This is a genomic window from Massilia phyllosphaerae (assembly GCF_034659755.1).
GTDB lineage: Bacteria > Pseudomonadota > Gammaproteobacteria > Burkholderiales > Burkholderiaceae_D > Telluria > Telluria phyllosphaerae.
The window spans coordinates 151,652-163,702 of the sequence record NZ_JAXSQX010000006.1; the positions used below are offsets into that span (position 1 = coordinate 151,652).

At 63.9% G+C, this 12,051-nt stretch carries 13 protein-coding genes; 11 read left to right on the forward strand and 2 right to left on the reverse strand.

Annotation, left to right across the window (positions count from 1 at the left end; genetic code table 11):
- Nucleotides 1-70: 70 nt before the first annotated feature.
- A complete protein-coding gene (locus U1H99_RS21910; protein ID WP_323143838.1) occupies nt 71-1,465 on the reverse strand; it encodes an SGNH/GDSL hydrolase family protein in 1,395 nt (464 codons plus the stop codon).
- Nucleotides 1,466-1,911: 446 nt separating this feature from the next.
- On the opposite strand from U1H99_RS21910, the gene U1H99_RS21915 reads away from it, so the two are divergent.
- The gene (locus tag U1H99_RS21915) at nt 1,912-2,346 is read left to right on the forward strand and encodes a hypothetical protein (RefSeq protein ID WP_323143839.1); all 435 of its coding nucleotides are present in this window, start codon (nt 1,912-1,914) and stop codon (nt 2,344-2,346) included.
- Between the two features lie 258 nt (nt 2,347-2,604).
- Complete coding sequence (locus tag U1H99_RS21920) at nt 2,605-3,321, forward strand: hypothetical protein (protein WP_323143840.1); 717 nt, start codon at nt 2,605-2,607, stop codon at nt 3,319-3,321.
- 14 nt (nt 3,322-3,335) lie between these two features.
- Here the strand turns inward: U1H99_RS21920 and U1H99_RS21925 are convergent, their stop codons facing one another.
- A complete protein-coding gene (locus tag U1H99_RS21925; protein ID WP_323143841.1) occupies nt 3,336-3,755 on the reverse strand; it encodes an NINE protein in 420 nt (139 codons plus the stop codon).
- Nucleotides 3,756-4,024: 269 nt separating this feature from the next.
- Here U1H99_RS21925 and rpsP point away from each other — a divergent pair, with 269 nt between their 5' ends.
- From rpsP to U1H99_RS21970, 9 genes are all read left to right on the forward strand, one after another.
- Nucleotides 4,025-4,276 carry a 30S ribosomal protein S16 gene (gene rpsP / locus U1H99_RS21930; RefSeq protein ID WP_141830771.1) on the forward strand — a complete coding sequence of 84 codons (252 nt, stop codon included), beginning with the start codon at nt 4,025-4,027 and terminating at the stop codon, nt 4,274-4,276.
- 26 nt (nt 4,277-4,302) lie between these two features.
- The gene (rimM, locus tag U1H99_RS21935; protein ID WP_323143842.1) at nt 4,303-4,878 is read left to right on the forward strand and encodes a ribosome maturation factor RimM; all 576 of its coding nucleotides are present in this window, start codon (nt 4,303-4,305) and stop codon (nt 4,876-4,878) included.
- A gap of 29 nt (nt 4,879-4,907) precedes the next feature.
- Nucleotides 4,908-5,681, forward strand: a complete 774-nt coding sequence (gene trmD / locus U1H99_RS21940) for a tRNA (guanosine(37)-N1)-methyltransferase TrmD (protein WP_323143843.1) — start codon at nt 4,908-4,910, stop codon at nt 5,679-5,681.
- Between the two features lie 124 nt (nt 5,682-5,805).
- Nucleotides 5,806-6,189: a 50S ribosomal protein L19 gene (rplS, locus tag U1H99_RS21945; protein WP_141828499.1), complete on the forward strand. Its 384-nt coding sequence runs from the start codon at nt 5,806-5,808 to the stop codon at nt 6,187-6,189.
- 61 nt (nt 6,190-6,250) lie between these two features.
- Entirely contained in the window at nt 6,251-6,916 is a 666-nt protein-coding gene (locus U1H99_RS21950; RefSeq protein WP_323143844.1) for a CoA pyrophosphatase, read from the forward strand.
- A 190-nt stretch (nt 6,917-7,106) separates the two neighbouring features.
- On the forward strand, nt 7,107-8,066 hold the full coding sequence (locus U1H99_RS21955) for a CobD/CbiB family protein (RefSeq protein WP_323143845.1): 960 nt from the start codon (nt 7,107-7,109) through the stop codon (nt 8,064-8,066).
- A gap of 120 nt (nt 8,067-8,186) precedes the next feature.
- Entirely contained in the window at nt 8,187-8,531 is a 345-nt protein-coding gene (locus tag U1H99_RS21960) for a DUF3579 domain-containing protein (protein ID WP_323143846.1), read from the forward strand.
- Nucleotides 8,532-8,616: 85 nt separating this feature from the next.
- Nucleotides 8,617-9,066: a CBS domain-containing protein gene (locus U1H99_RS21965; protein WP_323143847.1), complete on the forward strand. Its 450-nt coding sequence runs from the start codon at nt 8,617-8,619 to the stop codon at nt 9,064-9,066.
- A 108-nt stretch (nt 9,067-9,174) separates the two neighbouring features.
- Nucleotides 9,175-11,901: a M16 family metallopeptidase gene (locus U1H99_RS21970; protein WP_323143848.1), complete on the forward strand. Its 2,727-nt coding sequence runs from the start codon at nt 9,175-9,177 to the stop codon at nt 11,899-11,901.
- Nucleotides 11,902-12,051: the final 150 nt, after the last annotated feature.

Consider the following 12,051-nt stretch of genomic DNA (forward strand, 5'->3'; position numbering starts at 1 on the left):
CGCAGGCGCTAAGAAGCGGCCCCATGTGGGCCGCTTTTTATTGGCCGCTCAAACCATGGCAGCTGACGACTTATCCCCAGGCCGCCAGCGCCGCCCTCGGCATGTCCGGCGCGCCGCTCAACCGGAGGATATCCGTCAGCATCCGCAGCGGAATCGACTGGCTCATCGCGACCATGCCCGCGTCGTTCGGGTGCAGGTGGTCGCCCGAATCGTAGGCGGGCAGCATGCGCGCCGGGTTGGCCGGGTCGCGCACGGCCGCATCGAAGTCGATCACGCCATCCCACTCGCCGCTGCTGCGGATCCAGTTGTTGACCGCCTGCCGGATCGCCTCGCGTGCCGTTGTGAAATAGCCGGCGATCGTGGTGTCGCCGAACGGCGTGATGGTGGCGCCGTAGATGTTGAGCGACTTCTCGCGCGCACGCGCGATCAGCTGGCGATAGCCCTGCAGGAGCGCCGGTTCGCTGACTTCCTCGGACGCCGGCGAGATCGACACCGGCTGCCCAAGGTCGTTCACGCCCAGCAGGACGATGACGGCTTCCACGCCCGGCTGGGCCAGCACGTCGCGGTCGAAGCGCGCGAGCGCGGCCGGGCCGAACAGCGGCCCGATTCCCTCGAAGCTGCCGATGGTCGCATTTCCAGGATTCAGCAGGCGATTGCCGCCGATGCCGGCGTTCACCACGCCCAGGCGGAACAGGCGGTCGTACTGGCGCAGGCGCAGCGACAGGATGTCGGGCCAGCGGCGGTTCGCGTCGACGGTCGTGACCGCGCCGTCGGTGATCGAGTCGCCCAGGGTGACGATGGCGCCGGCGCGGCCCGTCCAGACGCTGACCCCGCTCAGGAAATGCCAGGATGTCGTGGTCGACGCGCCGGCGAGGGTGGGGGCGCCGGCCGCATTGCCGGCCACGATGTAGTTGGTCTGGAACGCCGAGCCATGCAGGGTGGTCGCGGTGGCCGGCTGCGGCAGGTAGATGCTGATGGCCAGGTCGACCAGCGCCGGCAAATCGAGGTCGACCGGGTCGGAGAGCGCCGGCGCCCCTGGCGGGATCACGATCGAGGGCTGGCCCCCGAAGGTCAGCACGCGGCCGCTGGCGGGATCGATGCTGCTGCCGGTCGTACGGCGCGCGACATGGGCGGCCCCGATGGTCAGCGGCGTGGTGCCGAACTCGTTGGAAAAGCACACGCGTACCCGGTTGCCGCCGATGCTGGTATGGACGATCTGGCGCAGCGTCTGGTTGGTGAGCTCCTTGGGCGCCGGCTGCGGGGAAATCGCGGCGCCGGTAGGGGAGGCGCCCCAGGTGCCGACCCAGCGGTCCGCGGCCCATAGATCGCCGGATCGGTCCTGGGCCACGGCCGGTCCGGCGAACGGGGCTGCCGCCAGCGCCAGGGGCGCCGCTGCGCCCAGCCTGAGGAAGCCGCGTCTGCCGTTCGGCGCGGTCGTGTTGCTGGTATTCCTGTGCTTGTTCATCTTCGTCTCCTGTGGTCGACAGATGGTCTGCTGGATGCGCTGCGCTGACACGAAAGATCAGTATAAAGACGCGGCTTGTGCGGACGGCGGAGCGTGGTAGGACAAGTTCTGCAGACGCGTTCAGAAGCTACTCAAAATGGGTTCGGAAACGACCGAAAACAGCAGATGCTTGATGAGTCAGGTTGTCGAAGCAGGCACCTCAGTCTAGTAGCCGGGTGATAGCCGCCGTGTGACTACCGGGCAGGCCCTGACAAGCGGATGGCCAATTTCATCAAAGAATATTTAATGATAAGACATATTCTATGTGTGAAATTTGCCTGTAGCCATGTATGGGAAGATTTAGTATGGCTCAAAGCGGGCTCATCCAAAGAGGATAACTTGGAATCCAGGCCGTGCATGAGCCAACCCGGCCTACCTTCCAAGTCGGCTCATTGAGGAGAAGCATCATGGGTACCGAACAATACAAGGACGACCGCGACGACGACAAGGATTGCGGCCACGACCACGGCCACGACCACGATGACGACAAGGGCCACGAGCACCATAAATTGTGCAAGTGCAGGAAGGAGCGCGACGAGTACAAGAAGGAGCGCGACGGCTACAAGAAAGAGCGCGACGAGTACAAGAAAGAGCGCGACGAGTACAAGAAGGAGGGCGACGAGTGGAAGAAGGTGGCCTGGAAGTATAAGAAGGAGCGCGACGAGTACAAGGGTTTCCTGCGGGCTGCCCTGGAGCGCCTGGACGTCGCGGTGCGCAAGCTGGATCACCTGCTCGATGACCTCGTCGATGACAGCAAGAAGATCGGCAAGGACGACGACAAGGACGATGACAAGGGTGGCGACAAGGGCCACGACAAGAGCCACGACAAGGGCGACGACTGATCGTGCGCCGGCGGTCCTTGCGGGCCGCGCCTTGCCGCCGCAACTTCCGGGCGGCACGGTGTCCGATGAGCGACGCGCCAGTTCTGTCTTTGTATTCGAGTGCGGTTGGGCGAATTGTTGTGCCGTTCCGACCCGGGAACGGCATTGCTGGCGCACTTGAGTTTTCTTAACCGGAATGCATGAGACGACCTCCTAGAATTCCCGACTACGCACCCCGCATACGCGTCCCTGGGTGCATGGCCAACCAAAGGAGTGTCCATGTTTTCCATGAAGCCCAGTACGGCGTTGCGGCTGTCGATTGCCTTTGCGGCGCTGTCCACGCTGGCCGCCTGTGGCGGCGGCAGCCATTCCAGCCCGGTCGCGGTCGATCCGCAGCCCCCGGCCCAACCCGCGCCGGCCCCGCCGGCTCCACCCACCCAGCCGGCCCCGCCGCCGCCGGTCGATCCGGCGCCCACCCCCGGTACCCCCGAACTCACGCTCGAGCCCGGCTATACCTCGATCTCGTCCACCACCAGCTTCAGCCAGCCCAACTGGCCGGCCTGGAGCCACAGCGGCACGGCCAGCGTCGACGGCGTCGGCTGCGCCCAGAGCGAGACCTACCATACGCACGCCTTGCTGACGGTGTACCGCAACGGCGTGCGGCTGGCGCTGCCGGATTCGATCGGGCGCGGCAGCGGCTGCAACTATGAAATGCACACCCATGACGGCTCCGGCGTGCTGCACATCGAGACCGACGTGCCGCGTACCTTCACGCTGGGCCAGTTCCTGTCGCTGTGGGGGCAGGGCATCGGCGGCGGCGCGGTCCTCGGACTGCCGGGGCCGGCCCGCTACTATCTGATCAGCAACGAGAAGATCGTGCCGGTCACGACAGACCCGGCCGCGATCCCGCTGGCGGCGCATACGGAAATCGTCGTCATCCTCGGCACGCCCCCGGCGGCCTTGCCGCGCTACGACTGGGCCGGCAGCGGCCTGTAGCACTCAGCCGTGATTCAGCCGTAGGCGCCGCCCGTGTAGAGCAGGTCGAACAGGCGTGCGATGGTGGCGATCAGGGCGGTGGCGCCGACCAGCATGGTCAGTACCAGTAGCAGGGCCAGCGGCCAGCGCGATTGCGAGGTACGACCGCTGCCGGTGTTGTGGCGCGCATCCCAGCGCTCGTCCGGCGTCAGGCCGATCACCAGCGCTTCGAGGAAGCCGGCGAGCCAGGACACGATCAGCGGCAGCAGCACATAAAAGGGGTTGGGGGCGTGGCCCAGGCCATAGACCATGCCGGCCAGCGGGATGCTGCATATGTGCAGCAGGCCGATGCGGTCGACGCTGCCATGCAGGTAGAAGCGGTGCGCGCCCACGCCGCCGAGCAGGAAGGCGAGGGCGGTGGCGAGGGTCTTGTTCTTGTGCGGCTGGGTCGACACTGGCGGCTTGTTGTTGTGAAAAGGAAAGTCATTAGTATCGTTCAAAATTGCCGGCGAAGCACCTTGTTTCATGCGCGCCTGAAGCCGCCGGCGTCTGTCGGCATCTTCATAGGCAGGTAGCGCTCTAGCACAAAATAAGCGATAATGCCGGATTCGGCCGGGACTGCGCCCCCAGCTAATGTTACTTTTTAGATAAACGCTTGCTGTTGCACGGCGTGGCGGGCTATAATCGTCGGCTTTCTCCGTCCAGTACATTTTTTGGAAATATTATGGTCGTTATTCGTTTGGCTCGTGGTGGTGCAAAAAAGCGCCCGTTCTACAACATCGTTGCAACCGATTCGCGTAATCGTCGCGATGGCCGTTTCATCGAGCGCATCGGTTACTACAACCCGATGGCTTCGGGTCAGGAAGTTGGCCTGAACATCACCGCTGACCGTCTGGCCTACTGGCAAGGCGTTGGCGCACAACTGTCGCCGACCGTTGCTCGCCTGGTCGCTGGCCAGAAGCCGGTTGCTGCTTAATAAGCACCCAGCAAGGTAGTACTGGTTTGACCGATTCAGCAGCAAACTCGCCACAGCCGGGAATCGCGGCGGTTCCCGACGACCTGATCCAGGTCGGGCACGTGACCGGCGCTTACGGGCTGCGCGGCGCGATCCGTGTGACGCCGTATTCGCTGGATGCGGATGCGCTGCTGAACGTAAAAACCTGGTGGCTGGACAAGCCGTCGCTGCGTGCCGTCAAGGTGCGGACTGCAAAGTTCCATAGCGGCGACGTCACCGCCACCTTGGTCGACTTGAGCGAGCGCGACCTGGCCGAGGCGCTGAAAGGCGCTACCGTTCAAGTCTCGCGTGCCGATTTTCCGGCACTCACGGAAGACGAATATTACTGGACCGACCTGATCGGCATGGACGTGGTGAACCTGCAGGGCGAAGCCCTCGGCAAGGTTACCGACATGATGCACAACGGTGCACAGTCCATCCTGCGCATCACGCCCGCGCCCGCGGCCGATGCGCCTCTCGATGCCAAGGTGGAAGAGCGCCTGGTGCCGTTCGTGGACCAGTTCGTCAAGACCGTCGACCAGAATGCAAAAATGATTACCCTGGATTGGGGCCTGGATTATTAATCCGATCCCGATCACGAAGCGAGGTCCCGATGCAGTTTGACGTCGTGAGCTTGTTTCCCGAAATGTTTGCGGCGTTGACGCAGTCGGGCGTGACCCGGCGCGCGCACGAGCAAGGGCTGTGGAACCTGTCGATCTGGAATCCACGCGATTTCACGCAGGACCGTCACCGCACCGTCGACGATCGCCCCTACGGCGGCGGTCCCGGCATGGTGATGCTGGCCCGCCCGCTCGAAGCGACCATCAATGCGGCAAAGCAGCGCCAGATCGACCTCGGCTTGCCCGCGCCGCGCGTGGTGTTCATGTCGCCGCAAGGCAAGCCGTTGACGCATGAACGTGTGATGGCATTGAAGGACGAGCCTGGACTGGTCGTGTTGTGCGGCCGCTACGAAGCGGTCGACCAGCGCTTGCTGGACCGGGTGGTCGATGAGGAAATCTCCCTTGGCGACTTCGTGCTGTCCGGCGGGGAGATCCCGGCGATGGCACTGATGGATGCCGTGGTACGCCATATTCCCGGTGTGCTGGGCGACGATGCCTCGGCGGTCGAAGACAGTTTCGTCAACGGCCTGCTCGATTCGCCGCATTACACGCGTCCGGAAGTGTACGAGGGCGTGGCCGTGCCGCCGGTGCTGATGGGCGGGAACCACGCCGAGATCACCAAGTGGCGCCGCCAGCGGATGCTGGAAGCGACTGCGAAGAAACGGCCGGATCTGCTGGACAAGGCGCGCCGCGCCGGTCAGCTGAACAAGGCCGACGAGAAATTCCTGGCTGGCCTGGTCGCGGAAACGGACCAGCCTGCCAAGTAAGAGATTTGCACAGGCATCGGCCTGTGCGAAAACTGCGGGCAGTTGCCCGTGTGTTCAACCCCATCCTCTACCGGGCTCATCACTGAGTGCAAGCGCCGGCAAGATGGCTTTTGGAGTGTTAAAAATGGATCTGATCCAGCAACTCGAGCAAGAAGAAATTGCGCGCCTCGGCCGCAACATCCCTGATTTCGCACCGGGCGACACCGTTGTCGTCAGCGTCAACGTCGTCGAAGGCAACCGCAAGCGCGCCCAGGCATACGAAGGCGTCGTCATCTCGCGTCGTAACCGCGGCCTGAACTCGAACTTCATCGTTCGCAAGATCTCGTCGGGCGAAGGCGTCGAGCGTACGTTCCAGCTGTACTCGCCGCTGATCGCTTCGATCGAAGTGAAGCGTCGTGGTGACGTGCGTCGTGCGAAGCTGTACTACCTGCGCGAGCGTTCGGGCAAGTCGGCACGTATCAAAGAAAAACTGCCGAACCGCAAGGTCGCTGCGACTACCGCTCAGTAATCGCTTATGTTGTAAAGAAAAGGCATCCCATGGATGCCTTTTTTTCTTTTGAAAGAGTGTTTTGGCAAAACAGCATATCGATCCCCAGCGCTTGCCGGTCGATGCGATCGCCGGCGAAGCCGCCTTGCCGTCCGAGCGCCTGGACGCCGCCTGGCTGCGCCGGCGCCTGGCGCGCCCGCTGGCCTGGGAGCCCGAGCTGCCGGAAGACATCCTCTTCCGCCTGGGCAAACTCAAGCGCGCCTCGGTCCTGATCCCGCTGGTCCAACGTCCCGAAGGCTTGACCGTGCTGCTGACCCAGCGTACTGCCCACCTGTCCGCCCACCCCGGCCAGGTCAGTTTTCCCGGCGGCAGTGCCGAAGCCGAGGACTCGTCGCCGATCGAGACCGCGCTGCGCGAAAGCGAAGAGGAAATCGGCCTGCAGCGCCGCCATGTCGAAATCATCGGCGTGCTGCCCGACCATGCCACCGCCTCCAAGTTCCTGGTCACGCCGGTGATCGGCCTGGTCACGCCGCCGTTCGACCTGCGCGCCGATCCGGGCGAGGTGGCCGAGATCTTCGAAGTGCCGCTGGCCTTCCTGATGAACGGCATGAACCACCAGCGCATGTCCTTCGACCTGCCCGACGGGGGCGGGCGCCGCAGTTTCTATGCGATGCCGTACGAGCGCTTCTTCATCTGGGGAGCCACGGCGGGGATGTTGCGCAATCTGTTTCACCTGCTGCGGGCCTGAAGCCGACGAATAACCAACTTGGGAAATGGTGCCGGAGCGGGCAGCATTTCGCCTGCGCGGGGAGTCATTTCGGGCAATGCCAGGAATGACGACCGTTCAGTAGGCTGAACGATCGTCAATTGCTTCTAACGGTCCTCTGCGCTATCGTAGCGGCAGATGAAGTCTGGCAACAAATACCAAGGATCCGTGCATGACATTTTTTTCCATCCTGTGCGCGCTGCTCATCGAGCAGCTGAAGCCCCTGCGCGCGGATAACCAGATCTACGCCGAGATCAAGCGCTTTGCCATGCGCATCGAAGGCTGGTTCAATGCCGGCCAGGTGAGTCACGGGCGGCTGGGCTGGTTTCTGGTGATCGGTGGCCTGATGCTGCCGACCGTGATCGTATACTGGGTCTTGCTGCACTATAACTGGGTGTTTGCAGCTTTTGCCTGGAACGTGCTGATCGTCTACCTGACGCTCGGCTTCCGCCACTACAGTCACTATTTCACCACAATCCAGTTCGCGCTGAACGCAGGCGACGACGCCACCGCGCGCACCCTGCTGGCCGAGTGGGCCCGCGTCGACACCACGGGCATGGACAGCACGGAGATCGCGCGCCTGGCCGTCGAAAAATCCCTGATCACGACACACCGCAACGTGTTCGGCGTGTTCTTCTGGTTCCTGATGCCGCTCGGCCCGGCCTGTGCCGTCATGTACCGCGTAGCCGAATATCTGGCGCGCGCCTGGAACGAGCCGGACCACATGCGTAACGAAGCCTTCGGCGAATTCGCCGCGCGCGCGTTTTACTGGATCGACTGGATCCCGGTGCGCCTGACCGCGATCGCCTTTGCCGTGGTCGGCAATTTCGAGGACGCCATCTATGCCTGGCGCAACTTTGCCCACCGCTGGGCGGACGAGTCGCGTGGCATCATCCTGGCCGCCGGTGGCGGCGCCATGGGCGTGCGCCTGGGTACGCCGCTCGAGACCGCTGCGCGCGTGGTGACGCCGGATGCGGCCACCGTCGACCTGTCCGACAGCGAGGCCGACATGCTGCCCGGCGAAGAGCCGAACGTGCGTTCGCTCCAGAGCACGGTAGGCCTGGTCTGGCGCGCACTGTTATTATGGATGCTGCTCCTGCTGCTGCTGTCGGGTGCCGTCCTGCTGGGTTGACGAGTTTGCCGGAAGCGGGCCGCTGCCCGCTTCGGCCAAGAGGACTCGTCGGCAAGTCTTCTATAAGATATAATACCGGCGTTGTTCTTATCCACGCTTCATGTTTCAGTAAGCTGCACTATGGCCGATTTACCGCAAACCGGGAAAGAACGCGCCGACGAGTTCCTCATTCTCGGCGTGACAAGCAAGGGCCGGCAGTTCCGTCCGAGTGATTGGGCCGAACGCCTGTGCGGCGTGATGTCGTGTTTTCGCCCGCCCGGCAGTGGCGGACGCAATGCCCACCTGCAATTTTCGCCTTACGTCTACCCGACCGTCGTCAACGGCGTCAAGGCCGTCGTGGTCAACAATGCCCTCAAGAGCGTCGAGCCGCTGGCTTACCACTTCGTGGTGAACTTTGCCAAGGACAACGATCTGCAGCTCGCCGAAGCCTGCTACGTACCGCCTCCGGAAGAAAAGAAATCCTGATTGTTCCCCCGACAGCTTTGATTGCCATCAAAGCTGGATACCCTTCGCGGGTTAGCCTGATAGCTTGCGCGAGGAGGGGACGGTCATGGAAGTCAGGACATTGTGCACCGCCGATGCGGTCTGTTGCGGCCGCTACGAGAGCGTGCAGGGTGCGGCGCTGCTGATGCGCAAGCACCACGTCGGCGACGTCGTCGTGGTCGACGATCCGGACGGCGAACGCACCCCGGTCGGCATCATCACCGATCGCGATATCGTGGTCTCCGTCATCGCGCTCGGCCTCGATCCGGTCGGGCTCGAGGTCGGCGACATCATGAGCGACGACCTGCTGGTCGCCGGCGAATACGACGATCCCTATCTGACCATCGCACACATGCGCCTGCGCGGTATCCGCCGCGTGCCCGTCGTCACCGAGAACGGCAACCTGGCCGGCATCGTCAGCGCCGACGACCTGCTGGCCTTCCTGGCCGAGGAAATGGAAGAGCTGTCGCGCATCAGCCCCTACCAGCAGCAGCACGAGCGTAGGGCACGTCAATAAGCGTCCAGCACGGTAAGCCTGCCCTAAGTCACCGTCTGTTACCATCCTGAACGCCAGCCATGCCCATGGCGGCGCCGGACAACTTAAAGACGGAACAAAATGCGCTCGATGTTTTCCCCACGCGGCCTCGCTGCGTCCCTGGCCCTGGTGGGCCTCTCTTTCGTTGCGAACGGCCCGGCCTGGGCACTCGATCTGCCGAAGGGCGTCGTCCAGGGCCCCTCGGTCGAAGGCATCACCGAATACCGCCTCCCGAACGGCCTGAAAGTCCTGCTGTTTCCCGATTCCTCGCGCCCGACCGTCACCGTCAACGTGACTTACCTGGTCGGCTCGCGCCACGAGAACTATGGCGAAACCGGCATGGCCCACCTGCTCGAGCACCTGATGTTCAAGGGCAGCCCGAAGCACCCGGACATCACCGCCCAGTTCGCCGACCGCGGCATGCAGTTCAACGGCACCACCTCGCTCGACCGCACCAATTACTACGAGGTCTTCCAGGCCTCCAATGACAATCTGCAATGGGCGCTGCAGATGGAAGCCGACCGCATGACCCACTCGAACATCGCCAAGAAGGACCTCGATTCCGAGATGACGGTGGTGCGCAACGAGTACGAAAACGGCGAGAACTCGCCCGGCGCCGTGCTGATGAAGCGCATGCAGAACATCGCCTACGACTGGCATTCCTACGGCCGCTCGACCATCGGCAACAAGAGCGACATCGAAAACGTCAAGATCGCCAACCTGCAGAATTTCTACCGTACCTATTATCAGCCGGACAATGCCGTGCTGCTGGTGGCGGGCAAGTTCGATCCCGCGCAGACCCTCCTGTCGATCAACCGCCTGTTCGGCGCGATCCCGAAACCGAAGCGCACGCTGCCGGAATTCTGGACCGTCGAGCCGACCCAGGACGGCGAGCGCAGCTTCGAGGTGCGGCGCCAGGGCGATGTGCAGATGGTCGCGGTCGGCTACAAGATCCCGTCCGGCCTGCACGACGACAGCGACGTGCTGAACTTTGCCAGCACCATCCTCGGCGAGGCGCCCAGCGGCCGCCTGCACAAGCTGCTGGTCGAGAGCGGCAAGGCGAGCCAGGTGTTCGCCTTCCCGCAGACCGGCTACGCCCCGGGCCTGCAATACTTCGGCGCGGTGGTCAAGAAGGGCGAACCGCTCGAGCCGGTGCGCCAGGCGCTGACCCAGGCCATCGAGGACTTCACGAAACATCCACCGACGCCGGAAGAGATGGAACGCACCCGGCGTGGCTACCTGAACGAGATCGAGCGCAGCCTGAACGATCCGCAGCAGGTCGGCGTGGCGCTGTCGGAAGTGATCGCGCTGGGCGACTGGCGCTTGTTCTTCGTCGGACGCGACCGCGTGCCGACCATCACCGCCGAGCAGGTGGCGGCCGCGGCCGGACGCTACTTCAAGCGCGACAACCGCGTGACCGGCAGCTTCATCCCCGACGACAACCCGCAGCGCGCCGTGATTCCGCCGGCGCCCAGCGTCGCCAGCCTGCTCAAGGACTTCAAGCCGCAGGCGTCCACCTTGAGCGCCGAGGATTTCGAGCCGACCCAGGCCAACATCATGAAGCGCACCACCCTGACCACCGCGGGCGGGGTCAAGCTGGCGCTGCTGCCGAAGAAGAACCGCGGCCAGACCGTCACCGTCGACCTCAACCAGCACTTCGGCGACGAGCAGAATTTGTTCGGCAAGGGCGCGATTCCCGGCCTGACCGCCGCCATGCTGACCCGCGGCACCAGCCGCTACGACCGCGTGCAACTGGCCGACGCCTTCGACAAGCTCAAGATCGCCGGCGGCCCGACCCATTTCCAGACCACGCGCGAGAACCTGCCGGAAGCGCTGAAGCTGGTGGCCCACGTGCTGCGCGAACCGAGCTTCCCGGCGGCCGAGTTCGAGCAACTGCGCCGGCAGTCGCTGGTGTCGCTGGACGCCAGCCGCAGCGAGCCGCAGAACGTGGCCTCGCGCGCGCTGAACGAACACTTCGATATCTATCCTAAAGGCGATATCCGCCATGAAACGACGCTCGACGAAGACGTGGCCGACATCAAGGCCGCCAAGCTGGACGACCTGAAGGCCTTCCACCGCGACTTCTACGGCACCGTGCCGGCCGAATTGGCGATCGTCGGCGATTTCGATCCGCAGACCGTCACCCCGCTGATCGATCAATTGTTCGGCGCCTGGAAAGCCCCGATGCACGTGGCGCCGGTGCTGCGCAAGCATGCCGACATCGCGCCCATCCACCAGACGCTGAATACGCCGGACAAGGAAAACGGCTTCTATACGGCGCGCATGAACCTGGACCTGAACGTCGAGGATCCCGACTATCCGGCGCTGATGCTGGCGGACTATATCTTCGGCGGTGGCGGGGGGCTGAAGTCGCGCCTGATGGACCGCATCCGCCAGAAAGAGGGCTTGTCCTACGGCGGCGGCACCCAGCTGGTCGCCGGCGACCTCGACCGCGCCGGCATGTTCGCGGTCAGCGCCATCGCCGCCCCGCAGAACCTGGCCAAGGTCGACGTCGCGGTGCGCGAGGAACTGGCGCGCGCCCTCAAGGATGGCTTCACCAATGCGGAACTCGCCGGCGCCAAATCGGGGCTGATGCAGCAGCGCATCCAGACCCGCGCCGAGGACGGCGCACTGGCGGCCGGCTGGACCTCGTATCTGTACCGCGGCCGTACCTTCGAATGGTCGGCGGAATTCGAGCGGCGCCTGATGGCGGTCACGCTGCCGCAGCTGAACGCGGCTTTCCGCAAGACCGTGGATCCATCGAAGCTGTCGGTGGTGATGGCAGGCGACCAATCCAAGGCCGGCGCAAAGCACTGAACGAGACCCGGCTCAGCCCCTGCTGGGCCGTAGCTGCGCCCTGAGTGAGCCGCGATTGCAACACTCGGCCATTCAGAAATCGCCGAAACTGCCGAGATGCTTGGTCATTGCCCGATCCAGCGCTATCATGTTGCCTGTGGGAAGTATTGC